Here is a 26,507-nt window from a genome sequence, read left to right on the forward strand (position 1 = left end):
GTAAGAAGTTGATTAAAAACGTTACAAATAATCTTCATCTTGTAATGGATTCCAAAGATGATCCTGAAAATTAACAACTTGGTTATTTGTGATTACTATCCCTTCTTGTTCTAATAAACTTTGCATCAGTTCCGGTGTTGAAAAATGATGCCTACCCGTTAATAATCCATTTCTATTTACAACACGGTGTGTAGGAACATTTTTTTCATTATGCGCATTATTCATCGCGTACCCCACCACTCTAGCAGAAAAATCAGTTCCAATTAGTTTAGCTATTATTCCATATGAGGTTACTTTCCCTTCAGGGACTTGTTTCACAATTTCATAAATTTTACTATATAAATCTGATGCTTGTTTTTGCATTTACTATCATTTATTGTAAATTTAAATTAAACATAAACAATATGGATAATAAAATTCGTATAAAATCTCTTCGAAGTAGACCACGATTTAAAGTATACACAAAAGCATCTAAAGAAGAATTAATAACCCTGATTCAAAAGCATCTTCAAATTTCATCTCATACAATTGGTGGCTATGCAAATAAAGAATTTGCAATGGTAAGACTTAGAAAAGAGAAAGATAAATATTGGGCTCCGCAATTGCAGATTAGATGGGAAGAAGATGAAGATAATCCAGAAAATATCGTGGTAAGAGGCATTATTGGCCCAAAACCAAATATATGGACAATGTTTATGTTTTTTTACGGATTATCTGGTGCGCTCATAATAACACTAGGATCTTATGCTGTATCAGAATACTATGTTACAGGTTCTAGTTATTGGATTTGGTGTATCCCATTTGCTATTTTATTAGCACTAGCTACCTATGTTTCTGCAAAGATTGGACAAAATATAGCTAAAGAACATTTATCAATATTAAATAATTTTGTCAACGATATATTTCATGATGTCGAATTTTATGAATAAAATAAAAACCACTTCGGTAAGAAGTGGTTTCTATTCAAGAAATATGTTGTGATAATTAGATTACTTTAACATTTACGGCAATTGTACCTTTACGACCTTCTGATAAATCGAAAGACACCTCATCGTCTTCAGTGATTTTATCAACTAATCCTGTAACGTGTACAAAATACTCTTTTCCTGATCCTGACTCTTTAATAAATCCAAAACCTTTTTCTTCATTAAAGAATTTTACAGTTCCTTTATTCATAATATTATATTTGAAGTGCGAAAGATAACTCAAAAAATTTATTTTCAATAATAATTTTATTATTTTTTTTAATAATTTTCCTTCCTACTGTATCCCTAATATTACAACTTTAAAATCTACATTTGTAAAAAAATAAAGAGTGGCTGGTATATACCTACATATCCCTTATTGCAAACAAAGGTGCACTTACTGTGATTTCCATTTTTCGACTAATTTAAATTCGAAAAATGAGATGTTACAAGCAATTATTAAAGAAATAGAGCTAAGAAAGAATGAAATCTCTTCTCCAATCGAAACCATTTATTTTGGTGGAGGAACGCCTTCTATTTTAGAACCGAAAGATTTAGATTTAATTATTAATCAACTAGATAAGTATCATAATTTATCACAACTAAAAGAAGTTACATTAGAAGCGAATCCAGACGATTTAACGAAAGAAAAATTAAACTATTTTGCCTCTACTCCTATTAATCGATTTTCGATAGGTGTACAATCTTTTTTTGAAGAAGATTTACGTTTAATGAATCGTGCACACAATGCTCATGAAGCAGAAAACTGCATAAAATTAGCTCAAGATTTCGGGTTTAATAATTTAACAATTGACTTAATATACGGCTCAAATACAACAACAGATGTTATGTGGGCTCAGAACCTTAAAAAAGCAGTTGACTTAGGCATTAATCATATTTCTTCCTATGCTTTAACAGTAGAAGAAAAAACAATATTAAATCGTAAAATTGAGTCTGGTGAATTAAATCCTATTGATGATCAACATCAATCAGATCAATTTGATTACTTGGTATCTTTCTTAGAAGCTAATGGCTTTATACAGTATGAAATTTCTAATTTTGGAAAACCAGGTTATTTTTCCCAGCATAATTCCAATTATTGGAAAGGTATCCCTTACATAGGTATTGGACCTTCAGCCCACTCTTTTTTTGGAGTACAAAGAGGTTGGAACATAGCCAATAATGCCAAATACATTAACGCACTAAAAAAAGGAATTCTTCCTATAGAAATTGAGAATTTATCTCTAAAAGATCAATACAATGAAATGATGATGATTGGCTTACGAACAATTTTTGGGATAGATACAAATAGTATTAAAGATCGATTTGGGTCAAAAATTTATACTCATTTCCGAAAAGAAGTTGAACAATTGCATCATGAAAATCTAGTAGAAGAAATTGATAGTAAGATAATTCTTACTAAAAAAGCTAAATTTTTCGCTGATGGTATAACATCTAGGCTATTTTACGTGGATTAATTTTATAAATTTGCAAGTATGAATGATAACAGACCAATTGGTGTTTTTGACTCTGGTGTAGGTGGATTAACTTTTGCGAAAGAAATTAAACGATTATTACCAAATGAAAGTATGATATACTTTGGTGATACTCAACACTTGCCTTATGGCGAAAAATCAAAAGAAGCTATTACGCGCTTTTCGGTTGATATTACTAATTTCTTGAAATCTCATAATTGTAAAGCTATTCTAGTGGCATGTAATTCTGCCACAGCAAATTCTATCGATGGAATCAAAGAAGCGGCAGGAGATGATATTGTTGTTATTGATGTTATTTCGCCTGTTGCAGAAAAAGTAGCTTTTGAATTAAGGGATCGTATTGGGGTAATTGCAACTAAAGCAACTATAAATTCTGGTGCATATAAAAAATCCATCAAAAAGCTTAATAAGCATCTTAAAGTGGTAGAAATGGCAACACCTTTATTGGTACCGGTCATCGAGGAAGGATATGCTAATACTGCAATTTCCAAAGCAGTTTTAGAAACTTATTTAAACCATAAAAAACTAGAAGGCATAGATTCCATCATTTTAGGTTGTACCCATTATCCTTTAGTTGAAAAAGAGATTAGACAAATATTTGAAGGAAAAGTAGATATTATAAATTCTCCATTAATTGTGGTAAATTATTTAATATATTTACTTAGTAGAGAAGGTAAATTAGCATCTAATGAAAATATTCCTACCTATGATTTCTTTTTATCTGATTATACCGATAATTTCGTCAAAGTATCTAAAAGATTTTTTGGGAAAGATATACAGCTAAATGAAAAAAGATTAGATATAAAACCGACTTCATAATAGTTGGTTTTTTTATATAAAAATTACAAACAAATAAAACAAAAAACATGAGTACAACTTATTCTTCACAGGAATTAATTGGTTTAGAAGAAAAATATGGTGCACATAATTACCATCCCTTAGAAGTAGTATTAGAAAAAGGTGAAGGTGTATATGTATGGGACGTAAATGGGAAAAAGTATTTTGATTTCTTGTCTGCATATTCTGCAGTAAATCAAGGACATTCTCATCCAAGAATTATTAATAAATTAAAAGAACAGGCTGATAAATTAACTTTAACTTCACGTGCGTTTTACAATTCTGAACTTGGTATTTATGAAAAATTTGTAACAGAATTATTCGGTTATGATAAAATATTACCTATGAATACTGGTGCTGAAGCTGTAGAAACAGCATTAAAAATTGCTAGAAAGTGGGGATATGTAAAAAAAGGAATCCCTGCGGGTGAAGGAATTATAGTTGTATGTAAAGATAATTTCCATGGACGTACAACAACCATTATTTCTTTTTCTAATGACGAAGATGCGCGAAAACATTTTGATCCTTATACAAGTGGTTTTATAGCTGTAGAATATAGTAATGTAGAAGAATTCAGAAAAGTTGTAGAAGAAAATGCAGATAAAATTTGTGGATTTCTAGTAGAACCTATTCAGGGTGAAGCAGGTGTAAATGTACCAGAGGAAGGATATTTAAAAGCTTGTTTTGACATTTGCCAAGAAAATAACATTTTATTTATAGCTGATGAAATCCAAACTGGTATTGCTCGTACAGGTAAAATGTTAGCTATAGATCATGAGAATATAAAACCCAACATGCTAATCCTTGGTAAAGCTTTATCTGGAGGAGCATATCCTGTATCTGGAGTTTTAACTTCTAACGATGTAATGGATGTAATACATCCTGGGCAACATGGTTCTACATATGGCGGAAACCCATTAGCTTGCGCTGTAGCTCGTGAAGCTTTACAAGTTGTGTTGGATGAAAAATTAGCTGATAATGCTGAAAAATTAGGTCAAATTTTCAGAGCTGAAATAAATAAATTAATTGAAGAGTTCCCATTATTTAAAGCCGTAAGAGGAAAAGGTTTATTGAACGCAATTTTGATTAATGATACACCAGAATCAGAAACTGCTTGGAACTTTTGTGTTAAAATGATGGAAAATGGATTATTAGCAAAACCTACTCATGGAAATATCATTCGTTTTGCACCGCCATTAGTAATGACTGAAGAACAATTATTAGAATGTATTGAAGTTATTCGTAAAACTGCTCAAGAATTTTATAAATAACATTCATTTAATTAAATAATAGTAAAAGCCCCAATAGTCCATTGGGGCTTTTTTTAATTAGTTTTCTAAATGTATTTTTACATTATAATTATCTAACAAGTAATTGATTAATTCTTCAGAATGATAATCCATTGGATTTTTTACTTGCTGTGCAGCTTTTTTATGTTCTTCTATGCGATGCAATGCTTTATAAAAACGTCTAATCTCGTTCGGAGTTCTTAAAATTAATTTTGGCGCTTCAGTTTTATCCCCATTTTCTTCTTTACAAATCATAGTAAAATAAGAGGAATTACAATGCTTTATTTCTCCAGTTTGTACATTTTGGCTATCAACTCTAATTCCTATTACCATAGAGGTATTTCCTACAAAGTTAACCGAAGCATTTAGCGTCACTAATTCTCCAACCTCTACAGGAGTAAGAAAATCTACTCTATCTACAGAGGCTGTAACACAATATTTCCCAGAATACTTAGATGCACATGCAAATGCAATTTGGTCCATCAAGGATAAAAGATACCCTCCGTGAATTTTACCAGAAAAGTTAGAGTGTGATGGTAACATCAATTGTGAAAAAGTTATTAAAGAACTTTCTACTGTTTTGTAAATCATTTTTTGTTTAATTGTGTTTATCTGTCAAATTCAATACATAGAATTCATCAGCAATAGATCTATCATTCGCTAAACGAGGAACTTTATTCTGTCCTCCCAATTTGCCTATAGATTTCATATACTCCTGAAAAGCGTCCTTTTTAACTGTGGTCAAAACCAAATTTCTTAAAATATTACCTGTAATCAGATCTTGGTAATATACATTCTGCTTTTGCATTTGTAGATCCAATTCTTTAGCAAATTCAGCTAAATCATTAGGATAATTTTCAAATTCTACAAACCATTCGTGGTAAGGTAATCCGTCTACAGGATTTACTTGAGGAGCAACAGTAAATTCTGACACACTAGCTTTATGAATTTCTAATGTTTTTTGTAAAGCATGTTCCACTTCATGTGCAATGACGTGTTCTCCAAATGCTGATGTAAAATGTTTTATTCTTCCTGAAACGACAATACGATATGGATTTATTGAAGTAAACCTCACTGTATCTCCAATATTATATCCCCATAAACCGGCATTTGTATTCATAATCAACACATAATCCTTCCCTATTTCTACATCTTTTATGGAGATTCGAGTTGGAGCGTCTTGATGGAATTCATCTACTGGAATAAATTCATAAAACATTCCATTGTTTAATAGTAACAGTAAATCTTCTTTTTTTTGTGTGTCTTGATAAGCTATAAATCCTTCGGATGCAGGATATGTTTGTATACAATCAATATTTCTACCTATTAATTGATTTACTTTTTCTCTATATGGTTCATAGTTTACACCACCTGTAACCATTAATTGTAATTCTGGAAATAAATTCTGAATATTCTCTTTCCCAGAAACTTTTAATAATCGTTCAAAGTACATGATTAACCATGGTGGAATACCTGAAATCAAAGTCATATTCTCCGGAATAGTTTCCCTTACCACCTCATCTACTTTTGTTTCCCATTCTTCTATACAATTCGTTTCCCAAGAAGGCATTCTATTTGTCTGTAAATACTTAGGAACATAATGTGCTACAATTCCTGAAAGACGACCAAACTTTAAACCTTTTTTTTCTTCTAAAATAGGACTTCCTTGTAGGAAAATCATTTTACCTTTTAGAAAATTAGCATTTCCAGTTTCATTTACATAATGTAATAAAGCATTTCGTGCAGAATTTATATGGTATGGAATAGATTCTTTAGATAAAGGAATATACTTTGTTCCTGAAGTTGTTCCTGAAGTTTTGGCTAAATAAATTGGTTTTCCTGGCCAAAGTACATCAACTTTTCCCTCTACTACTTGATCAAAATATTTTCTTAAACCTTCATAATCTTGCACCGGTACCAATCGTTTAAAATCTTCATAAGATTTTATCTGATCAAAGTGATGATCCTTTCCAAAAGTTGTGTTTTTTGCTCGGTCTATTAAGTCCAATAAAATTTTTTCTTGTGTAGAAACAGGATTATTTATCCATTTCTTATCTTTTTGAACAATATATTTTGCAAATATTTGAGCTAAAAAAGTCTTCATAAACTTTAAATATATTAATAAATCTTAAATGAATTTTAATCCATTATCGATTCAATTTGATTAATTTCAATAACTTAATGAAATAATTTAATGAAATTGTAAATTCGTGTATTTGCAGTAAATAAAGGCAATACACATCCATTTTTAATTTTACAAATATCTAAAACTTTTTGTAAATACAAGATTTTTTGTATTCTAACGTTTTATTGTAGATTTGTCAATATAGATTACCATGAAAAAATACGCACTTAGTATCATTGCAGCAAGCCTTTTAGTCGGATGTTCTACTAGAAAAGACACTTTTCAGAGTAGGAATTATCATAAAATGACTTCTTGGTTTAATGGTATATTTAATGCGGAAGAAGAACTTGAAAAGAAACAAGTTGAATTAAAGTCTGCATATATAGAAGATTATGGAGAAATACTTCCTATAGGTGAAAACTATTTTGGAGAAGGAGAATCGTCAGAAGAAATGGACGGAGGTAGACTAAATAATACTCCAGGAAATATGAATTCTAACAATTCAAATCCTGCTCCTAGACCGTCTGGTTATTTCGCTGTAGAAGAAAAAGCAAATAAAGTTATCGAGAAACATTCCATGTTGATAAAAGGCGAAGAAAAAAACTTGATGATTGCACGAGCTTATTTATTGATAGGAAAAGCAAGATTTTATAGAGAAAAACACTTTGAAGCTTTAGACGCATTAACGTATGTGACAAAAAATTTCCCAAAATCAAAATATTATGAAGAAGCTCTACTCTTCTCTACCCTAGCAGATATCAAAGGTGGGAATTATTTTGATGGACAGGAAAAGTTATTGAAATTATACGATAATGAAGATCTAAATAAAGAGTTGAAATATTTAGTAGCTACAAATTATGCTGATTTCCTTATTAAAAATGAATTGTATGAGGAAGCGATAGAACCTATTGAAAGAGCCGTAAAAAATAGTCCAAATTCAGAGCAGAAAGCACGAACATTATTCACGTTAGGACAAGTCTATTCAAAATTAGGAATGCAAGAAGAAGCTGGTGAAGCTTTTACAGCTGTATATAAGTTGAGACCTGGTTTTGATATGGAGGTTAAATCTCAGTTAGCGATTGCTCAAAATTTTGACCCTAAAGTTAATACCTATGAGAATTATAAAACTCATCTTTTAAACCAAAGTAAGAAAGGAATTTACACATCCAAAAAGAATGAGTTCTATTATGCAATTGCAGAAATGGCATTAAGAGATGGAAAATTGGATGAAGCTATTGAATATTCTAAACTTTCGTTGAAAGAGCCAATTTCAGATCCATATGTGCGTGGAAAAGCCTATGAAAACTTTGCGAATATAGAGTTTCAGAAAGGAAATTATCTATACGCAACAACATATTATGATTCTGCAACTACGACATATACTAAAAAATCCGATCAAGATAGAATTAATGAAAAAAATACTATTTTGAAAAAGTTAATGGAAATGCATTACTTGGTGGAGAAAAATGATAGTATTCTTCGTATTGCGAAAATGACAAATGAAGAACAAAACGATCTTTTCACAAAATACATTGCCAAAATTAAGAAAGAAGAGGAAGAAAGAGTTATTTTAGAACAAAAAGAGATGGCAGAGTTCCAATTAGGAAGCAAATCTGCTAGCTTTACTTCTAGCTTTGACAATTCTAATTCTAATAAATTTTATTTCTATAATCAGAATTTAAAAAATAATGGTTCGGCAGAATTTCAACGCGTTTGGAATAATCCAACGTTAAAAGATAATTGGAGAAACTCAGCTTCTAATATTGGAGGAAATATTGAACAAAAAGAAAATGAGTTAAAAGGTTCTTTTGTTTCTGGTGACCCAAGACGTTTTGAATTAGAATACTATTTAGAAAAAATTCCTAAAGCTGTTAAAGTAATCAATGATCTTAAAGTTGAACGAGATACAACTCAATTGGCTTTAGGTACTGGATATTTTGATCACTTTAATGATGTAAAATTATCAGCATCAACATTAGAGAAATTGGTAGCGTCTCCTCCTAAAAGTAAAGATGTTGAAATACAAGCTATTTACCAACTATATAGAATTCATAAAAATCGTGATCAAGTTTTAGAAGATAAGTATAAGAACATTATTTTAACTCAGTATCCTAATACTTTATACGCTGGCTATATCTTAAATCCTGAAGTGGATTTTATTACTGGAGAAACTAAAGAAGCTTTATTGGATTATGAGAAAACGTATCAACTGTATAAAGAGGAAAAATATAATGATGTTAAGTCTAAAGTTAACGAAGCTATTGTAAAATATCCTACAGAAATTATAATCGCAAAATTTGCCCTGTTAAATGCTTTTGCAATTTCTAAAACTGAATCTAAAGAAGAATTTGAAAAAGCATTGGAAATCGTTGTCTTGGCTTATGATGGTACTGATGAAGCTAAACGAGCTAAACAGTTACTAAACAAACTTAAAAATCCTGATACGAAAGATATATTTGAAAATGATCAGAATAAAACCAAGGATATAAATGCTGAAATTAAGGTAACTGACGAAGTGGAAGAAATCCCTCCAATGCCTGGCGGAAATAATCCTTTAGGAAATATTGATCAACAATTTTCACCTCGTCCTAAAACCAAATCAGAAACTAAATAATTGATTTAAAATAATAAAAGCCCAATCTAAAGATTGGGCTTTTATATATATTACTATTTATTCTTAACGATCATTTAATAATCGAGCAGCTTCTTTCGCGAAATAAGTTGTAATTAAATCTGCACCTGCACGTTTCATACAAGTTAAGGTTTCTAGCATAATTTTATCATGCTCAATCCAACCTTTTTCAGCAGCAGCTTTAATCATTGCATATTCTCCTGAAACTTGATATACAGATACAGGAACTTGTAAATTATCTTTAATTAATTTTACAATATCCAAATAAGCCATTCCTGGTTTTACCATTAAGATATCTGCTCCTTCTTCTACATCAGCAATTGCCTCGCGCAAAGCTTCTTCAGCATTATGAAAATCCATTTGATAAGTCTTCTTATCTTTAGGAACGTCTTGGTTATCTACTGGCGCACTATCTAACGCTTCTCTGAAAGGTCCATAGAAAGATGAAGCATATTTTGCGGCATATGACATGATTCCAACGTTATCAAAACCATTTTCCTCTAAAGCCTCACGCATCGCTCCTATACGACCATCCATCATATCAGAAGGTGCAAGAAAATCTGCACCAGCCTCGGCATGTGATAAAGACATACGAACCAAAGCATCTACAGTAGCATCATTTACAACACGACCATTTTCAATAATCCCATCATGTCCATAAATAGAATAAGGATCTAATGCAACGTCTGGCATAATAATCATTTCAGGACAAACGTCTTTGATGGCTTTGATGGTATTTTGCATTAAACCATTTGGATTCCAAGCTTCTTTACCTGTATTATCCTTCAAGTTATCACTAACTTTACAATAAAGATTCACAGATTTAATACCTAGATCCCAAGCTTCTTTTGCTTCTTTCACTACATTATCTAATGAATTACGATAAATCCCTGGCATTGAAGGAATTTCAACTTTTACATCTTTTCCTTCTGCAATAAATAATGGGTAAATAAAATCATTGGTTGATAAATGATTTTCACGAATCATACTACGAATAGATTCGTTTTGACGAAGTCTTCTATGTCTATTATGAATGAACATTTTTTTATTCTTAGATTTTACACAAAGTTACTCAATTTCAAGAGCAGTTTGAAATGAATAATATCAATATTATTTATAATTTGATTTGATATTTATAATTAACTTGTGACTTAAAAATAACTTTTATAAAACTAAATCTACAAATTCGCCCTCGATAACTTTAATTAAATCTTGAGGATTAATTACAATTTGTAGTCCCTTTTTGCCTGCACTAATGATAATTTTTTCTTCTAATGTTGCCATTTCTTCTATATATGTAGGAAATAGCTTTTTCATTCCAATGGGTGAACAACCTCCACGAATATAACCTGTTGTAGACAATAAATCTTTCATTGGTAACATTTCACAGTTTTTATTTCCAGAAGCTTTTGCAATTTTTTTTAAATCTAAATGCGCATCGCATGGAATTACAGCTACAATAAAAGGATCTTTCTGCCCTTTCAAAACCAATGTTTTATAAATTAAATCAGGACGTACGCCAATAGCTTCTGCCACTTCCTCTGCTGTTTGATGCTCACCTTCTACGTCGTAAGTTCTTAGTTCAAAATCAATCTTTAAAGACTCTAAAACTCGCGCTGCATTTGTTTTATTTATTTTCTTTTTATCCATCGGATTTTAATCCATAAAATTCTACACAAATTTAAAATTCATTTTTATGATGGTAAAATTAAAACCTAATTTGTTAAACAAAAGATTAAAAAATATCTTTGCACAATGCGAATAGATATTATTACAGTTTTACCAGAATTGTTAGTAAGCCCTTTTTCTGCCTCTATTATGAAACGTGCGCAAGATAAAGGTTTAGTAGAAATTCATGTTCATGATTTAAGAGAATACGGAAAAGGTAAATACCGTCATGTAGATGATTATCCTTATGGAGGAACATCTGGAATGGTAATTATGTGTGAACCTTTAGATAAAATGATTTCCAAATTAAAGAATGAAAATGATTATGCTGAAATTATCTATCTAACGCCTGATGGAGAAACATTGAACCAAAATATGGCCAATGAATTATCATTAGGAGGAAATCTGATGATGATTTGTGGTCATTACAAAGGAATTGATCAGCGTATTCGTGATATGCACGTAACTAAAGAAGTTTCAATTGGTGATTATGTACTTTCTGGTGGAGAATTTGGAGCTATTATTTTAGCTGATGCAATTATTCGTCTTATACCAGGAGTTATTGGAGATGAAACCTCTGCTCTTTCAGATTCTTTTCAAGATAATTTGTTAGCGCCACCCGTGTACACTCGCCCTTCTGATTATAAAGGTTATAAAGTACCCGAAGTTTTACTTTCTGGAAACTTTCCTAAAATAGAAGAATGGTTACATGACCAAGCAGTAGAACGTACCAAGGAACGTCGCCCGGATTTATTAGAAAAATAAAGAAATATTAAGCTTCCTATTTGGAAGCTTTTTTTATATCTTAAGCAAAGAAATTAAACTATGAAAGCTATAATTATTGGCGCTACAGGAGCAACTGGGAAATATTTAGTCAACGAATTAATCAACGATACACAATTTGAGGAAATTATTGCCTTGGTTCGTCGTCCATCTTTTCAACCTCAATCCAAATTAAAAGAAGTTGTGATCGATTTTAATCAACTTCAAAATTATAAAGAGGTAATGACTGCTGATGTAGCATTTTCAGTGATGGGAACAACATTAAAAGATGCAGGATCAAAAGAAGCTCAATGGAAAGTAGATTTTGAGTACCAATGTCAATTCGCTGAAATATGTTCGGAAATGAATGTAAAAACGTTTGTTTTGCTATCTGCAATTGGTGCCTCTCCTACTTCATCCATTTTTTACACTCGTATGAAAGGTGAATTAGAAGTGGCTATCCAACAATTTAACTTTGAAAAAGTATTGATCTTTCAACCAGCAAGTTTAATACGTCCAAATACAACGCGTTTTGGTGAAAAAGTAATGACAGCGCTAGTTGGTGGAATAAATGGTTTAGGACTCTTTAAAAAATACCAAGTCATTCACGTCAAAGATTTAGCTAAAGCATTAAAAGAAGGGGCTAAAAATGCTTCAAATGGAGTTCATTATTTCAATGTAAAATCTATAAAAAAATTATTCAATGCCTAAAAAAATAATTGCCTTAATACCCTTTTTACTAATTACTTGCAAACCTGACACAAAGCTAGATCTCAAGACCATTAAAGATGAAAAAAATATCGAAACAGTAGCATCCTCAAAAAACTATATAAAACCCAATGCTAAGACTATAATCGATCGTTTTCTACCTGAAGATGGATACAAACGCGAAAAATATAAATCAACTGACTTTGGATATTTTCTACAGCATCTCCCTTTAAAAGGGATTAATGAAAAAGTAACTTACTTTGATGGAAGATCAAAAGATAAACCGAATGTCTACAACAGTGTAATTGATTTACCAATTGGTACAAAAGATTTACACCAATGTGCTGATGCGGCAATGCGTTTAAGAGCAGATTATTTGTATCAACAAAAAAGATATGATAAAATTGCATTTAATTTTGTTTCGGATGGTAAACCAAGGGATTTTGTAACATATGCAAAAGGCGATTATTCACCGAAAAATTATTGGAAATATTTAGAATATATTTTCAATTCTGCTAATACAGCTTCTCTCAAGGCACAATTAAAAACGATTAATTACCAAGACGTAAAAATCGGTGATATACTAATCCAGAAAGGGAATCCCTACGGGCATGCAGTAATGGTTGTTGATTTAATTACTGATGGAACAATTAAAAAAGTATTATTAGCGCAGAGTTATATGCCTGCACAGGAATTGCAAATTTTAATCAATCCTTCGAATCAAAATGGTTCACCTTGGTACGAAATAAAAGCAGGTAAAATCAGCACACCCGAATGGAAATTTACAAGCAATGATTGGAAAACTTGGGAATAAGTTTATAATTTAAAGCTTAATTTTGCACAAATTTGTACTTGCATGAATCCACACAACGGAACGCGTTTCTTAGAAGAAGTTTTAGCCATACAACAATCCAATAAACCAATTACTTCAAAATATTTAGACCTTAGAAGAATTATTGAAAATCTCGCTTTTGAATTGACTAAAAACGAAAGTTTACAATTCTCTAACCTATTTTCGAAGCTCTCATACATATGTAATACGTACAAAGTTTCAACTAAAATTCATTCTTTTCGAAAAATTGCTTATAAGGTTGAACGTGAATCTTATCAACCTGAACAACAAGAATATTACACCCATTTAATGTACGTTTCTAACTTCATTTCTTCGATTTATGAAGTGTTGATTCCAGCAGAACTAATGTATTTTTTTCCTGCGAAAGAATTCCATTCAAACAAAATGGTTTTTCGCCAACGAATCAAAAAAATGCGTGTCCAGATTATTGAACTTAAAATGGATTGTTTGATTTGCGATTATGATGAAAATGAAACCGGCGAATATATTATTGTACAAATCGATGAAGATGGAGTAAATGAACGTTTTAAATCCACAAAAAACTTTTGGTTAGGTGCCCAATTAAATTTAATCAACGTTACTGTGGACGACGAAGGAATTTATCATCCTCGTTTTATTATTCTAGAACCTGATTACTTGATTAACATCTCCTCTATTGCGGAATGTTTTCAAGATTATGGCACAACTGCTTTACATTATATTAAAAGTAAATATGAAGAAACACCCAATTCTAAACACATTAGATTAGGAAACTTTGCTAATCAAGTTGTGGATCATTTTACAACGGAAGGCATAGAACAAGTAGATTTTAATTCTATTTTCATTGAAGATTTTAAGAATAATCCCTTAGAATTTACCGCTTGTAAAGATTTAGAAAATCCTGAAAAATTTAAAGAATATTTCATGGAAGCGAAAGGTCATTTTGACCGAATAAAAGGTGTAATTAGCAAAGAATTTAAGGAATATGACATTTCCTTAAATCGTGCACTTTTAGAGCCTTCTTTTCTGTGCGAACAATACGGAATACAAGGTCGGTTAGATATTTTAGATCTAAATGATGATGGAAAAAACAAAATTATTGAACTAAAATCTGGAAGTGCACCTTATCCAGATGATGGTAAAAAAATTAAAGAAAATCACGCAGTCCAATTATTTTTGTATTATCAAATTATTGGCGTTTTATACAATTTAGAGTTCAAAGAAATTAGCAATCATACGGATGGTTACATTATGTATTCTAAAGTATATGAAGGTAATTTACGTTATGATAAACCTAACTTGGCACGTGTACAATCTATTTTAGACCTGCGCAACCAAATAATTGTGCAAGAACATATTTTGAGCAGCGGCGAAGTAATAGAAACAGAAAGTTTAATTAATCATATTAATTCTGGGCAGTTTATTACGCGCAAGACCAATCAACGTTACCGCGAAATTTTAGAGGCACAATTAGATGCTTTTCAATATCCAATAAAAACAAGTACACCGTTACAAAAAGAGTATTTCTATTCGTTTTCCAAATTTATTGCAAAAGAGCAGTATTTGGCACAATTAGGTTTAGGTCAATCAACTTCAAACAATGGTTTGGCAAGTTTATGGTTAAACTCATTTGAAGAAAAATCGAAAAATTTTGAAATCATTTTTGATTTAGAAATACTTGAAAATTACATTCATGAAGAAAAAAAGCAAATCATCCTGAAGCGTACAAATCCATTAAACGATTTTATCTCATTACGCGAAGGAGATATTTGTGTGCTTTATCCAAAAAATAACACTAATGAATCAGTATTAAGTAACCAGATTTTTAAATGTACGATTAAAAATATTTCTCGAGAATTAATTACTTTACAATTTCGACACAAACAACCCAATACAAACTTTTTTGACAGTTTACCAAAAGATTCAAAATGGGCATTAGAACGCGACTTTATGGACAGTTCTTTTATAGCGATGTATAGAAGTTTATACGCTTTTATGAAAAGTAATCCTGCTACAAAAGAACTTCTACTGAATCAACGTCAACCCATTAATAATATGGAATATATTTTCGAAAAAGAGCATTTATCGGAAGAGCAAAACCGCATATTAAAAAAAGCACTTTCTTGTGAAGATTATTTCTTGTTAAATGGACCTCCAGGAACCGGAAAAACTTCAATTATTATCCATGAATTGGTCAAAGAAATATTTTATCATCCTAATAAAGACGGACGACCAAATAATATTTTGTTGCTTGCTTATACCAATCGTGCAGTAGATGAATTATGTGAAAGTATAAATGAAGCAATTGCCGATGATGTTGAACATAAATTTATACGAATTGGAAATGAATTAACATGTGCGCCAGAACATCAGCACAATATGTTGAATATTATTATCGATAAAAAAGCGAATGAATTAAAAGATAAAGATGAAAAATTTAGTCGTAAAACCATTGTAGATATTATAAATAAACAACGCATTTTTGTTTCTACTGTTGCATCAATATCCAGTAAATCTGATATCTTAAAATTAAAACATTTTGATACAATAATTATTGATGAAGCTTCTCAAATTTTAGAACCTCAAATCATCGGAATTTTACCTAAGGCCAAACGATTTATAATGATTGGTGATCACAAACAATTACCAGCAATTGTATTACAGTCGCCTGAATTAGCAAAAACAAATTCTGAAAAACTAGAAGCTATTGGTTTAATTAACCGAAAGAATTCATTATTTGAGCGTTTATATGAGTTTTGTGAACGCAATAATTTTAGTAATTCTTATGATCAGTTGACTTATCAAGGAAGAATGCATTATGAAATTGCAGATTTCCCAAATCAATATTTTTATGATGGTAAACTAAATGTGGCTTGTGATTTAACGCATCTAAAAGACGAAGCAAAAGAAAGTTTAAGTAGACAACGTGCTGACTTAAATTTAAAAACATCAGAAACTAATAATAAATTTCAAACCATATTAACCAATCACAGATTTGCTTTTTTGAAAGTTGAAGAAAATCCATATTTACCCAAAACAAATATTCAAGAAGCAGATTTAGTCGTTAAATTAGTACAAGAAATTATTAAGATTTATAATTTTAACAATAAGACATTTAATCCCAAAAAATCTATCGGAATTATAGCGCCGTTTAGAAATCAAATTGCATTAATTAAACACAAATTAGAGCTTGCTCGTATTACTGATTTTGAACAAATTACTGTAGATACAGTAGAGCGTTACCAAGGTAGTCAACGTGATATTATTATCTATAGTTTTGCAGTAACGCATCATGCACAACTTAATTCTTTAGTAAACATGAATGATGAAGGAAATGTGGACCGTAAACTGAATGTAGCTTTAACTCGCGCTAAAGAGCAATTATTTTTGATTGGAAATGAGCATATTTTAAATGAGAATAAAATTTTAAATAATTTGACTCACTATTTAAAAAACCGTAAATCTGTAATTGAAATAGAATTAGATTAGTTAGGATTTTTTAAAAAATAGCTAATTATATGTATGCTATATCTTATCATCTATATTTCGAAAGCTTGTGATTTAAAGTAGAATTGATTGAATAATTTTTCTTTATTAGAGCTAGTTTGATTAAATTTGTCTCACTATTTTATATATAAAAATATTATGTTGTATCAAAGAAGTAGCGCATTATTCCAAGATGCCCAAAAATATATTCCAGGAGGTGTAAATTCACCAGTACGAGCTTTTAAATCTGTTGGAGGAACTCCTATTTTTATTAAAAAAGCAGAAGGAGCCTATATTCATGATGAGGATGGACGTGCTTATGTAGATTACATCAACTCATGGGGACCAATGATCTTAGGTCATACACATCCAGATGTTTTAAATGCGACGGTTGAGCAAATGAAGAAAGGATTTTCTTTTGGTACGCCAACAGAATTAGAAACAGAAATTGCTCAATTAATTACTTCAGTTGTTCCAAACGTAGATATGGTACGTATGGTAAATTCTGGTACAGAAGCTTGTATGTCAGCGATTCGTTTGGCGAGAGGTTATACAGGACGTGATAAAATTGTGAAATTTGAAGGTTGTTACCATGGGCATTCGGATTCATTTCTAATAAAAGCAGGTTCTGGTGCTGCAACATTTGGAAATCCAAATTCTCCAGGCGTTACACAAGGCACTGCAAAAGATACTTTATTAGCTGAATACAATAACTTAGATGCGGTTCAAGAATTATTTGCACAGAATACTGATGAAATTGCCGCAATAATAGTAGAACCTATCGCTGGTAATATGGGATGTATTTTACCTAATGATGGTTTTTTACAAGGTTTACGAGATATTTGTGATACTAATGGAACATTATTAATTTTTGATGAAGTAATGACTGGTTTTCGCCAAGCAATGGGTGGATCTCAAGAAAGATTAAACATTAATGCTGATATCGTTACATTTGGAAAAGTAATTGGAGGCGGATTTCCAGTTGGTGCTTTTGCTGCTCGCGCTGAAATCATGAATCACCTTGCTCCTCTTGGTCCAGTTTATCAAGCTGGTACTTTATCAGGTAATCCAATTGCAATGCGTGCGGGTCTAACAACTTTAAATTTAATTAATAATGATCGTGAAATATTCTCACGTATTGATAATGCAACGGAAATTTTAGCAACGGAAATTTCTAAAATATTTAAAGAAAAAGGTATTGCAAATCATATCAATCGATTAGGTTCTATGATGTCTGTATTCTTTACGGAACAAAATTCAATTACAAACTTTACAGATGTAACAAAATGTAATCACGAAATATTTAATAAATTCTTCCATCATTTATTAACAAATGAAATTTATATTGCTCCGTCTGGTTACGAAACTTGGTTTATTTCAGATGCAATTAAAGATACTGAAATAAATAAAACTTTAGACGCTGTTCGTTCGTTTGAATTTTAAAAAAATCACATAAATATATTATAAGGTTTAGATTTTTATCTAAACCTTATTTTTTTAAATAATAAGTAGTAAGCTGCAAATGAGCACATTATTTAATTAATGAAATTTGAATGGAATGGTATTTGTTAATTATAAGTTAACCAAAACTATTAATTATGAAAAAGATTATTTTCGTTCTAGCATTAGCTTTTACTTCATCTACTTTATTTGCTCAAGACTTAACTACTCCACAAAGTTCTGCAGATGTAGGATCTAGACCAATACAACAAGGAAATTGGTTAGTAGGAGGATCTATTGGATCATTAGGATATTCATTTGAAGGTGAAAATTTTAACATTAATTTAAATCCTCAAGCTGGATATTTTATCTCAGATGGTATTGCAATTGGTTTATCTGCAGGAGTGGGTTTACAAACTGTAAAACATGGAGACAATATTTGGAGTTATAAAGTAATGCCTTTTGCCAGATATTACTTCCCAGAAGGTGCAAGCTCTACTGGACGATTTTTCGGACAATTAGAAGCTGGTATTACTGGTGCAGAAAATGGAGGTGTTTCAGATACTTCATTTGGTTTCGGAGTAAATGCAGGATATGCACATTTTATTTCGAATACTGTAGCACTGGAATTTACAGGAGGATATAATTATTCAAAATCAAATCATGCCAATGCGGAAGCACAAAATGGTTTAGGAATCGCAGTAGGATTTCAAATTTATTTACCAGGCAGACGATAATTTATTAATAAAAAAAGCAGGATTTTTAAATCCTGCTTTTATTTTTTAACTAAAATCTCCTAAATGTTCCATTTCACTAGAAAATCCTAAAACACTAGTACCAAATTTCTGAATCAATTTTTGTTGAATTTCAACTAAGAAATTGTTTTTAAATTGATCTAATGTCAATTCATCTTTCACAAAGAATTGAATAGAATATGTTTTCATCCCAGGCTCCACATGAGATGTTACTTTCCCAAAACGAGCACCTAAAAAACATTTTGTATTTAAGTAATCTTGAATATTTTCTTCTTTAAACCAAGTAAGCCAATCTTCGTGCACACTATCTTCCACAACAAATGTTGTATTGTATAATATCATATTTAATTTTTTGCAAAGATACACGTCTTTTTGGACTGAATTAAAAACAAAATAATGAGTTTGAATAAATTTTTATCCTTAACTTTATCTCATTATTCATAAAAAATAAACATGAACAATACGCAACAATTTATCCAAGAAAATAAACAACGATTTCTTGATGAATTAATCGAATTACTTAAAATACCTTCAATCAGTGCTGATACAGCTTATACACAAGATGTAAATAATGCAGCTGAATTAATTGCTAAATATTTAGTAGAAGCTGGAGCAGATAATGTTGAAATTTGTGAGACTGAAGGATTTCCTGTCGTGTATGGTGATAAAATAATCGACCCTTCAAAACCTACTGTTTTAGTATATGGACACTATGATGTACAACCTGCTGATCCATTAGAATTATGGGAATCTGGTCCTTTTGAACCCGTTATTAAAAAAACTGAAATTCATCCAGACGGAGCTATTTTTGCTCGAGGTTCTGCAGATGATAAAGGTCAAATGTTTATGCATGTTAAAGCTTTTGAAGCTCTTAATAAAACAAACGAACTTCCTTGTAACGTAAAATTTATGATTGAAGGTGAAGAAGAAATTGGATCTCCTTCTTTAGTGAATTTTGTAAAAAATAATAAAGAGAAATTAAAAAATGACATCATTTTAATTTCTGATACTTCTATGATATCTAATGATCAACCATCTATATCTGTAGGATTGCGTGGATTATCATATGTAGAAGTTGAAGTAAAAGGTGCTGATCGTGATATGCACTCTGGTGTTTATGGTGGTGCAGTTCCTAATCCTTTAAATGTTTTAGCTGGTATGATTGCTAAATTAATTGATGAGGAAGGAAAAATCACAATTCCTGGATTCTATGATAATGTTATTGAATTATCTAACGAAGAAAGAAATGAAATGGCTAAAATACCTTTCAGTGAAGAAGATTATAAAAAATCTATTGGTATCTCTGATGTACAAGGTGAAAAAGGTTATAGTACTATTGAAAGAACTTCAATTCGTCCTACACTAGATGTTAACGGAATGTGGGGAGGATATATTGGTAAAGGTGCCAAAACTGTGATTCCATCTCAAGCATTTGCCAAAATATCAATGCGTTTAGTACCAGGTCAAAAGCATGAAGATATTACAGAAAAATTCATGAATTATTTTCCAACTTTAGCACCCTCTTCAGTTGTGGTAAAAGTTACTCCACATCATGGTGGTAAACCTTATATCCTACCAACTGACGATAAAGGTTACCAAGCAGCGAAAAAAGCCTTAGCTCAAACTTTTGAGAAAGAAGCTTTACCTGAGAGAGCTGGTGGATCAATTCCTATTGTTGCATTATTTGAAGAAGAATTAGGTACTAAATCAGTTTTAATGGGATTTGGTTTAAATTCTGATGTGATTCATTCACCAAATGAACATTATGGTTTATTTAATTTCTTTAAAGGAATTGAAACTATTCCATATTTCTTTAAATATTATACAGAAGGATAATTTTAATAAAAATATAAATACAAAGATGCCTTAATTTAAAGATTAAGGCATTTTTACATTTTCGTATGACAGATAATACTTTTATAATCGTTGGAGCTGGTATTGCGGGATTATGCTTAGCAAAATCTTTTGAAAAATTGGGAATCAACTATACATTGTATGAAAAAGCTGGAGAAATTAAAGGCTTAGGTGCTGGTTTTGGATTAGCTTCAAATGCAATGAAAGCTTTTGAAATATTAGGTTATGACAATGAAATTATTCCGTTAGGTCATATGCTAAACGATTTTGAAATTCAAGATTGGAAAGAAAAAACTATCCTAAAAGCTGATACAAATCGATTAAAAGAAAATTATAAAACGGATAATTTTGCTATACATCGCGCAGATTTACATCATTACTTATATCATTCTATTAATCGAAAAAATGTTGTAACAGGTAAAAAAGTAATTGATATTCAACAAAATTTTGAAGTAGTTATTCTTCATTTTGATGATGAATCATCTGCAACAGCAAATTTTGTGATTGCAGCAGATGGTATTAATTCTGTTATTCGTCAGAAATTAATTCCTAAATCATTGCCAAATTATGCAGGATATATTTGTTGGAGAGGAGTTATTGAAGATGATTCTTATATTTCTAAGAAATCCATAGAAACTTGGGGACCACAAGGTCGTTTTGGTCTAACACCGCTAAAAAATAATCAAATATATTGGTATGCTTGTAAGAATACTTCGCTAAATAGTGAATTATACAATTGGGATTTAACCTCTATTCGAAGAAATTTTTCTGAATATTCTGGATTAATCAGATCAACTTTACAGAAAACCAAACAAGAAGACTTGATTACCACACCTATCATGGATCTACCTCCTTTAGCAAATTATACATATAATCGCATTTTAATTATAGGAGATGCTGCTCATGCTACTACACCAAATATGGGTCAAGGAGCATGTATGGCTATAGAAGATGTATGTGTATTAATAGATGAATTATCTAATAATCCGGAGAATATATTCCTTTGTTTTGAACAATATAATAAGCGTCGTATAAAACGTACTCAATATATAATTCACACTTCAAGATTAGCAGGAAAAGTAGCTCAAATAGAAAATAAATTTATTACAGAAATAAGAAACTTTGCATTAAGAAAGTTACCAACTTCTATTGCTCAAAGTCCGCTAAATGATTTATTAGAACAAGATTTCATGAAAATATAGCTTAAACTATAAATTTAAAAAGAATATCATAAATAATTATATATCAACACTAAAATGTAAGTTTTTTTATTTTATCTTGATGAATTAAAAATTCTTCAATTAATGTAATATCTTTTATTTTGAAAACAATTTCATAAACATAAGATATATTTTCTTCATCGACTTCAATCGATTTACATTCATAAGAAATAATTAATTTTTCTAACTTTTCTATAATTTCATTTCTTACACTAACCTGATTTTTAGGAATTGTGAATCGAATAATTTTATATGTTTTTTTAGTAATAAATATTTTTGAAATATAATTCCCAAAAAATATTACTAAAAAACTGCATAGTAAAAATGCAAATGCTATAATAAATTCACCAAAGCCTAAAGACATTCCTATTGCAGCTGCAATCCATATAATTCCTGCTGTTGTAAGCCCACTAACAGTAACTCCATCTTTAAAGATTACTCCAGCACCAAGAAATCCTATACCGCTAACAACATACGAAGCGATTCTTGTTGCATCTTCAGAGTCACCTTCTCCCATCTTGTACGATAAGATGGTAAATAAAGTACTTCCTAGGCATATAATTGTAATAGTTTTGAAACCGGCAGCTTTATCTTTTACCTCTCTTTCTATACCTAATAAAACACCCGCAATTAGGGAGCAAGCCATTTTTATTATATCTATATTTTCCCAGTTGCTAATAAAACTTTCCCAATTCATTATTATTTCATTTAAAGTAATTTATCTCAAATAAAAGACCAAAACTGTTTGTATTAAAAAAATAACATTTTAAGCTTTTGTCCGGAATAAAGAAATAATTGTCTTAAATGATTGTTTTGTTCTTTTATATTATATAGACTTTTGCAAATATTCCCTTATATGCAAAATCAGAATAGTTTACCACTTTGGAATAAAAATTTCCTAAATGTATGTTTAAGCTCATTTTTTATATTTACCAACTTTTATTTATTAACCGCAACCTTACCTATTTATGTGAAAAATGATTTAAAAAGTAGTGCAACCGAAATTAGCTTAGTTATTTCTCTCTACATTTTAGGAACAGTACTATTAAGACCTTTCTCAGGTCTATGGGCAGATAAATTTGGAAAAAGGAAAATGTCTTTACTTTTTTTGACCTTATTTATAATTTGTAATCTTGCTTATTTCGGAACAACTTCTATAGTTCCTTTATTGATTGTTCGTTTTATCAATGGGTTTGGGTTTGCAGTATCTACAACATCAACTTCTGCATTAGCTATGGATTGGATTCCTATAAAAAGAAAAGGCGAAGGAATTGGTTATTTTGGCTTGTTTATGAGTTTAGCCATGGTAATTGGACCTGCATTGGGTTTATATTTAACCAATAATTTTGATTATACAATTGTATTAACTGTAGCATCTTTATTTGCAATCTTATCTATGCTATTTAGCTATTTTTCTAATGAGAAAATAGATCATACACAAATACAAAGTGAGAAACCTGAAGAATATAATGGAATCTATAAATATATTGAAGCTAAATCTTTACCTGTTTCTTTTTCTGGATTTCTTTTGGCATTTGCTTACAGTTCTATGCTTTCATATATAGGATTATATTGTATAGAGTTGGGATTTCCTGAGGCTGCAATATTATTCTTTATTACTCTAGCATTATTAATAATTATACCACGACCAATAATCGGAAAATTATTAGATAAACGCGGACCAAATGCATTAATATTTCCTGGTATATTTTTATTTATTTTTGGATTAGTATTACTTTCACAAGCAAATACAGTGTCAATTGTGATTCTTTCAGCTTCTATTATTGGCTTAGGTTACGGTGCAATATTTCCGGCATATCAGACTCTTAGTATATCTGCTGCTTCACAAAAAAGAGCTGGTACTGCTTCTGCTACATTTTTCTTATTGTATGACATTGGAGTTGGTGGAGGTTCTTTTATCTTTGGTTTAACGTCTGACTCTTTAGGTTTTAGGACTACTTATGTAATTGCAGCTGGAATTACACTATTAAGTTTAATTACTTACATCTTATTAGTAAAACCATTCAGAAAGAAATTAAAATAAAAAATAACCTATTAAAATTAAATATAATAGGTTATTTATTGGTTGGTTTAATTAATACCATTATGAATTGATATTATAAATCAAATATAGAAATTATTTTATCAAACAAAAACTTTAAATCATTTATTATCAATAATTAACATACTTCAAAAATAACCTTTTATAAAAAAAAATAAATTATTATCGTATTCCGATAAATTTTAATTTATTTTACAATGAATTTTGTAAGAATAAATGGAAAATACAACAAATACAGACACAGTTTTTAAAACATATTTTGATCAAACATTGGAAAGATGTGGATGGAATGATGAAATGCAAAAAGGAATAATTTTTTTTCTTGGTGCAAGTATTATTTCGTTAAACACAGATCAAATTTTAAGTAGATTTAAAGACGAAATAAGAATACAAGAAGAGCTTCATCATTTAATACGATTATATGCAAAACCAAATGAAGCTTATGACCCATTTAATGAGATTGAAACTACTCCTATTTCATCAGCTATACTTACTTACAATCATATTGTATTGCATCAGTTGATAGGTAAAGAAAATCAGATTGAAAAATTTGTAAAACAAAATCCCGATGCAACAAGTATTGTATCTGATGCTAGTATTTTAGAAGATTGGACAAAAGAATTTGTAAACGCTAAATATACTCTTAGTGCTACACATAAACTAAATAAAATGTTCTTTGAATACATTGGTCAATATCTAAAAGCATTACAACTAGATAATACACAATGTTATGTAGCAGGTATTAATTTCTACCAAAAATATCAAACTATAGATTTTGAAGGAACTAATTTTTTAAATCTAACGATTATAGATAGCTTATCTCCTATCTTTAAGACTTTAATGCATTATCCTATTCTATATACATATCATCCTCAAGAACTGAACTCTAATCATTTATTTAGTTCAATTTTACAGTTTTTCTATATGAATGCAAATACGGATATAGCTAAATACATTCATAACTATCATCACAACTTATTTTATAAACCAAATACACGAAATCTAAGAAAAGAATGGAATTTTGAGAAGGAAAAACGAGGTATAATCCTTTCTCAAATTGTACATAACGCGATAAACATACGTAAAACTGTAATTGGTAATTATAGATCTCATTTTCTACAATCTGATAATTATATCATGAATGAACTAAAGGATCAAGCTATCACACGTGATGAATTTAAAGCTGGGATTACACATTTAATTGAAAATTTCTATGAAATGAAGATTGAAGATGTAATTGAAAATTATACACATGCAGAATTTTTGCAAACATGTGCTATTTTATATTACGAAACAGCTGCGCATGCAATGTTAGTAAAGGAATTTAAATCAAACTAATTATATATTACTAAGCCTTAGAAATAAGGCTTTTTTATTCTTGCTAAATGAACAAATTTTTTGGTATATTATTTCAAGTGTTATTTCTTAGTCCATTTGTCTTATTTATCCTTTTTTCAAGTTTAGATCATTTAACCTCGCTTCGTAAATTAGTATTTTTAGCTCTTATTACTATACTTCTTTTTTTTGGAATTGCACAACCAAAATTTTATAAGATAAGACCCGAAAAAGATGACTCTCTTACAATCATTATAGTAATGATTGGAGCAATATTAACCTACAGTTTACAAAATTATGTTAATCTAAATCCGATTTTATCAGCAGGATTAATAGGAACATTAGCTACACTTATTGATAAAAGAATTCAATTAAAATTATCCATTTCTTTGCCTATTTATTGTGGTGCTTTTGTAGGAATGACTAACCCAAATATTCACTTTCCATTTTGGATAATTGGGCTCAATGGTTTAATTGCAGGAATACTATTTTACTACAGTAAAAGTTTTTATGGCGGAATTGGAGGTAAATTAGGAACTATAGCATTTGCATCTGTATTAGCAGGATTGTTTATATTTAAATGGTTTACAAATGATCTTTATTTTTAAGGTACTAGTTTGTTATGTAACTTATTGGTTAACATATCGACTAAATCATCAATACCAATTAGGCGCAGTTAAAGCATCAGCATATTTAGCTCTTATCATAGGAAGTATTTATCAATTACTAATTGCCTTAAATTTTGAAATTGAAAAATTTAGAGATTATTTTTTAATTATGATGGGTGCAACATTCATGGGAATGATAGCAAATGTTCATCGACATCAATCAATTGATTTTATTATATCATCTATCATATTTTGTACACTTTACCACAATAGTTCTGTATATTTTAATGGACTTGGAGGACTTCTAGGTACAATAGCTTGCATTAGCATTTTATGCGTATTTGGAATAGAAAGAATCATTAAATTAATTAAATAATTGAATTTGATATTATACTTAATCGACATCTATTTATACAAAATAAAAAAGCATCTC

25 protein-coding genes are annotated in these 26,507 nt (G+C 30.1%); 17 read left to right on the forward strand and 8 right to left on the reverse strand.

The window, feature by feature from the left end; all coding sequences use genetic code 11:
• Nucleotides 1-21: 21 nt before the first annotated feature.
• Nucleotides 22-363: an MGMT family protein gene (locus IM532_RS00675; RefSeq protein ID WP_194181519.1), complete on the reverse strand. Its 342-nt coding sequence runs from the start codon at nucleotides 361-363 to the stop codon at nucleotides 22-24.
• A 41-nt stretch (nucleotides 364-404) separates the two neighbouring features.
• Between IM532_RS00675 and IM532_RS00680 the strand changes: the two genes are divergently transcribed.
• The gene (locus tag IM532_RS00680) at nucleotides 405-929 is read left to right on the forward strand and encodes a hypothetical protein (protein ID WP_194181520.1); all 525 of its coding nucleotides are present in this window, start codon (nucleotides 405-407) and stop codon (nucleotides 927-929) included.
• 55 nt (nucleotides 930-984) lie between these two features.
• Here IM532_RS00680 and IM532_RS00685 read toward each other — a convergent pair whose 3' ends face one another.
• On the reverse strand, nucleotides 985-1,176 hold the full coding sequence (locus IM532_RS00685) for a cold-shock protein (protein WP_194181521.1): 192 nt from the start codon (nucleotides 1,174-1,176) through the stop codon (nucleotides 985-987).
• 139 nt (nucleotides 1,177-1,315) lie between these two features.
• Between IM532_RS00685 and hemW the strand changes: the two genes are divergently transcribed.
• The 3 genes from hemW to rocD are packed head-to-tail and all read left to right on the forward strand — an operon-like array spanning nucleotide 1,316 to nucleotide 4,569.
• A complete protein-coding gene (hemW, locus tag IM532_RS00690; protein WP_194181522.1) occupies nucleotides 1,316-2,443 on the forward strand; it encodes a radical SAM family heme chaperone HemW in 1,128 nt (375 codons plus the stop codon).
• 18 nt (nucleotides 2,444-2,461) lie between these two features.
• The gene (gene murI, locus IM532_RS00695; RefSeq protein WP_194181523.1) at nucleotides 2,462-3,280 is read left to right on the forward strand and encodes a glutamate racemase; all 819 of its coding nucleotides are present in this window, start codon (nucleotides 2,462-2,464) and stop codon (nucleotides 3,278-3,280) included.
• A 47-nt stretch (nucleotides 3,281-3,327) separates the two neighbouring features.
• Nucleotides 3,328-4,569, forward strand: a complete 1,242-nt coding sequence (rocD, locus tag IM532_RS00700; RefSeq protein ID WP_194181524.1) for an ornithine--oxo-acid transaminase — start codon at nucleotides 3,328-3,330, stop codon at nucleotides 4,567-4,569.
• Nucleotides 4,570-4,626: 57 nt separating this feature from the next.
• Here rocD and IM532_RS00705 read toward each other — a convergent pair whose 3' ends face one another.
• Nucleotides 4,627-5,178 (reverse strand): acyl-CoA thioesterase, encoded by a 552-nt coding sequence (locus IM532_RS00705; protein WP_194181525.1) that lies wholly within the window; start codon nucleotides 5,176-5,178, stop codon nucleotides 4,627-4,629.
• Between the two features lie 7 nt (nucleotides 5,179-5,185).
• Nucleotides 5,186-6,691, reverse strand: coding sequence for a GH3 auxin-responsive promoter family protein (locus IM532_RS00710; RefSeq protein ID WP_194181526.1), 1,506 nt, complete (start codon nucleotides 6,689-6,691; stop codon nucleotides 5,186-5,188).
• A 232-nt stretch (nucleotides 6,692-6,923) separates the two neighbouring features.
• On the opposite strand from IM532_RS00710, the gene porW reads away from it, so the two are divergent.
• Nucleotides 6,924-9,326 (forward strand): type IX secretion system periplasmic lipoprotein PorW/SprE, encoded by a 2,403-nt coding sequence (porW, locus tag IM532_RS00715; protein WP_194181527.1) that lies wholly within the window; start codon nucleotides 6,924-6,926, stop codon nucleotides 9,324-9,326.
• 63 nt (nucleotides 9,327-9,389) lie between these two features.
• Here porW and hemB read toward each other — a convergent pair whose 3' ends face one another.
• Nucleotides 9,390-10,385, reverse strand: coding sequence for a porphobilinogen synthase (hemB, locus tag IM532_RS00720; protein ID WP_194181528.1), 996 nt, complete (start codon nucleotides 10,383-10,385; stop codon nucleotides 9,390-9,392).
• A gap of 123 nt (nucleotides 10,386-10,508) precedes the next feature.
• Entirely contained in the window at nucleotides 10,509-10,994 is a 486-nt protein-coding gene (gene ybaK / locus IM532_RS00725) for a Cys-tRNA(Pro) deacylase (RefSeq protein ID WP_194181529.1), read from the reverse strand.
• A gap of 105 nt (nucleotides 10,995-11,099) precedes the next feature.
• Between ybaK and trmD the strand changes: the two genes are divergently transcribed.
• From trmD to IM532_RS00755, 6 genes are all read left to right on the forward strand, one after another.
• Nucleotides 11,100-11,777 (forward strand): tRNA (guanosine(37)-N1)-methyltransferase TrmD, encoded by a 678-nt coding sequence (trmD, locus tag IM532_RS00730; protein WP_194181530.1) that lies wholly within the window; start codon nucleotides 11,100-11,102, stop codon nucleotides 11,775-11,777.
• 60 nt (nucleotides 11,778-11,837) lie between these two features.
• A complete protein-coding gene (locus tag IM532_RS00735) occupies nucleotides 11,838-12,485 on the forward strand; it encodes an NAD(P)H-binding protein (protein ID WP_194181531.1) in 648 nt (215 codons plus the stop codon).
• Nucleotides 12,478-13,296 carry a DUF4846 domain-containing protein gene (locus IM532_RS00740; RefSeq protein ID WP_194181532.1) on the forward strand — a complete coding sequence of 273 codons (819 nt, stop codon included), beginning with the start codon at nucleotides 12,478-12,480 and terminating at the stop codon, nucleotides 13,294-13,296. Before IM532_RS00735 ends, IM532_RS00740 begins: the two co-directional genes overlap by 8 nt.
• A gap of 42 nt (nucleotides 13,297-13,338) precedes the next feature.
• Nucleotides 13,339-16,803, forward strand: coding sequence for an ATP-dependent helicase (locus tag IM532_RS00745; RefSeq protein ID WP_194181533.1), 3,465 nt, complete (start codon nucleotides 13,339-13,341; stop codon nucleotides 16,801-16,803).
• A 156-nt stretch (nucleotides 16,804-16,959) separates the two neighbouring features.
• Complete coding sequence (gene hemL, locus IM532_RS00750; protein ID WP_194181534.1) at nucleotides 16,960-18,243, forward strand: glutamate-1-semialdehyde 2,1-aminomutase; 1,284 nt, start codon at nucleotides 16,960-16,962, stop codon at nucleotides 18,241-18,243.
• A 155-nt stretch (nucleotides 18,244-18,398) separates the two neighbouring features.
• On the forward strand, nucleotides 18,399-18,977 hold the full coding sequence (locus IM532_RS00755) for an outer membrane beta-barrel protein (RefSeq protein WP_194181535.1): 579 nt from the start codon (nucleotides 18,399-18,401) through the stop codon (nucleotides 18,975-18,977).
• A 45-nt stretch (nucleotides 18,978-19,022) separates the two neighbouring features.
• Here the strand turns inward: IM532_RS00755 and IM532_RS00760 are convergent, their stop codons facing one another.
• Entirely contained in the window at nucleotides 19,023-19,337 is a 315-nt protein-coding gene (locus IM532_RS00760) for a DUF4286 family protein (protein WP_194181536.1), read from the reverse strand.
• Between the two features lie 111 nt (nucleotides 19,338-19,448).
• Between IM532_RS00760 and IM532_RS00765 the strand changes: the two genes are divergently transcribed.
• A complete protein-coding gene (locus IM532_RS00765; RefSeq protein ID WP_194181537.1) occupies nucleotides 19,449-20,831 on the forward strand; it encodes a dipeptidase in 1,383 nt (460 codons plus the stop codon).
• A 65-nt stretch (nucleotides 20,832-20,896) separates the two neighbouring features.
• Nucleotides 20,897-22,051: an FAD-dependent monooxygenase gene (locus IM532_RS00770; RefSeq protein WP_194181538.1), complete on the forward strand. Its 1,155-nt coding sequence runs from the start codon at nucleotides 20,897-20,899 to the stop codon at nucleotides 22,049-22,051.
• A 49-nt stretch (nucleotides 22,052-22,100) separates the two neighbouring features.
• Here the strand turns inward: IM532_RS00770 and IM532_RS00775 are convergent, their stop codons facing one another.
• Nucleotides 22,101-22,766, reverse strand: a complete 666-nt coding sequence (locus tag IM532_RS00775) for an MgtC/SapB family protein (RefSeq protein WP_194181539.1) — start codon at nucleotides 22,764-22,766, stop codon at nucleotides 22,101-22,103.
• Nucleotides 22,767-22,925: 159 nt separating this feature from the next.
• Here IM532_RS00775 and IM532_RS00780 point away from each other — a divergent pair, with 159 nt between their 5' ends.
• From IM532_RS00780 to IM532_RS00795, 4 genes are all read left to right on the forward strand, one after another.
• Complete coding sequence (locus IM532_RS00780) at nucleotides 22,926-24,113, forward strand: MFS transporter (protein WP_194181540.1); 1,188 nt, start codon at nucleotides 22,926-22,928, stop codon at nucleotides 24,111-24,113.
• A gap of 234 nt (nucleotides 24,114-24,347) precedes the next feature.
• Entirely contained in the window at nucleotides 24,348-25,469 is a 1,122-nt protein-coding gene (locus IM532_RS00785; protein WP_194181541.1) for a hypothetical protein, read from the forward strand.
• Nucleotides 25,470-25,516: 47 nt separating this feature from the next.
• Nucleotides 25,517-26,074: a hypothetical protein gene (locus IM532_RS00790; RefSeq protein ID WP_194181542.1), complete on the forward strand. Its 558-nt coding sequence runs from the start codon at nucleotides 25,517-25,519 to the stop codon at nucleotides 26,072-26,074.
• Entirely contained in the window at nucleotides 26,058-26,450 is a 393-nt protein-coding gene (locus IM532_RS00795; RefSeq protein WP_194181543.1) for a hypothetical protein, read from the forward strand. The genes IM532_RS00790 and IM532_RS00795 overlap by 17 nt, the downstream gene beginning before the upstream one ends.
• The last annotated feature ends 57 nt before the right edge of the window (nucleotides 26,451-26,507 follow it).

Source organism: Faecalibacter rhinopitheci, from assembly GCF_015234135.1.
Lineage (GTDB): Bacteria > Bacteroidota > Bacteroidia > Flavobacteriales > Weeksellaceae > Empedobacter > Empedobacter rhinopitheci.

Bases quoted from the DNA above. Each gene is read 5' to 3' on its own strand.
- IM532_RS00765 (WP_194181537.1), top strand. From the start codon at position 19,449: ATGAACAATACGCAACAATTTATCCAAGAAAATAAACAACGATTTCTT.
- porW (WP_194181527.1), top strand. From the start codon at position 6,924: ATGAAAAAATACGCACTTAGTATCATTGCAGCAAGCCTTTTAGTCGGA.
- IM532_RS00775 (WP_194181539.1), bottom strand. From the start codon at position 22,766: ATGAATTGGGAAAGTTTTATTAGCAACTGGGAAAATATAGATATAATA.
- hemB (WP_194181528.1), bottom strand. From the start codon at position 10,385: ATGTTCATTCATAATAGACATAGAAGACTTCGTCAAAACGAATCTATT.
- IM532_RS00685 (WP_194181521.1), bottom strand. From the start codon at position 1,176: ATGAATAAAGGAACTGTAAAATTCTTTAATGAAGAAAAAGGTTTTGGA.
- IM532_RS00710 (WP_194181526.1), bottom strand. From the start codon at position 6,691: ATGAAGACTTTTTTAGCTCAAATATTTGCAAAATATATTGTTCAAAAA.
- IM532_RS00760 (WP_194181536.1), bottom strand. From the start codon at position 19,337: ATGATATTATACAATACAACATTTGTTGTGGAAGATAGTGTGCACGAA.
- IM532_RS00675 (WP_194181519.1), bottom strand. From the start codon at position 363: ATGCAAAAACAAGCATCAGATTTATATAGTAAAATTTATGAAATTGTG.
- IM532_RS00785 (WP_194181541.1), top strand. From the start codon at position 24,348: ATGGAAAATACAACAAATACAGACACAGTTTTTAAAACATATTTTGAT.
- ybaK (WP_194181529.1), bottom strand. From the start codon at position 10,994: ATGGATAAAAAGAAAATAAATAAAACAAATGCAGCGCGAGTTTTAGAG.
- IM532_RS00790 (WP_194181542.1), top strand. From the start codon at position 25,517: ATGAACAAATTTTTTGGTATATTATTTCAAGTGTTATTTCTTAGTCCA.
- IM532_RS00735 (WP_194181531.1), top strand. From the start codon at position 11,838: ATGAAAGCTATAATTATTGGCGCTACAGGAGCAACTGGGAAATATTTA.
- IM532_RS00680 (WP_194181520.1), top strand. From the start codon at position 405: ATGGATAATAAAATTCGTATAAAATCTCTTCGAAGTAGACCACGATTT.
- IM532_RS00770 (WP_194181538.1), top strand. From the start codon at position 20,897: ATGACAGATAATACTTTTATAATCGTTGGAGCTGGTATTGCGGGATTA.
- rocD (WP_194181524.1), top strand. From the start codon at position 3,328: ATGAGTACAACTTATTCTTCACAGGAATTAATTGGTTTAGAAGAAAAA.
- IM532_RS00780 (WP_194181540.1), top strand. From the start codon at position 22,926: ATGCAAAATCAGAATAGTTTACCACTTTGGAATAAAAATTTCCTAAAT.
- IM532_RS00705 (WP_194181525.1), bottom strand. From the start codon at position 5,178: ATGATTTACAAAACAGTAGAAAGTTCTTTAATAACTTTTTCACAATTG.
- trmD (WP_194181530.1), top strand. From the start codon at position 11,100: ATGCGAATAGATATTATTACAGTTTTACCAGAATTGTTAGTAAGCCCT.
- IM532_RS00755 (WP_194181535.1), top strand. From the start codon at position 18,399: ATGAAAAAGATTATTTTCGTTCTAGCATTAGCTTTTACTTCATCTACT.
- IM532_RS00795 (WP_194181543.1), top strand. From the start codon at position 26,058: ATGATCTTTATTTTTAAGGTACTAGTTTGTTATGTAACTTATTGGTTA.
- hemL (WP_194181534.1), top strand. From the start codon at position 16,960: ATGTTGTATCAAAGAAGTAGCGCATTATTCCAAGATGCCCAAAAATAT.
- IM532_RS00740 (WP_194181532.1), top strand. From the start codon at position 12,478: ATGCCTAAAAAAATAATTGCCTTAATACCCTTTTTACTAATTACTTGC.
- IM532_RS00745 (WP_194181533.1), top strand. From the start codon at position 13,339: ATGAATCCACACAACGGAACGCGTTTCTTAGAAGAAGTTTTAGCCATA.
- murI (WP_194181523.1), top strand. From the start codon at position 2,462: ATGAATGATAACAGACCAATTGGTGTTTTTGACTCTGGTGTAGGTGGA.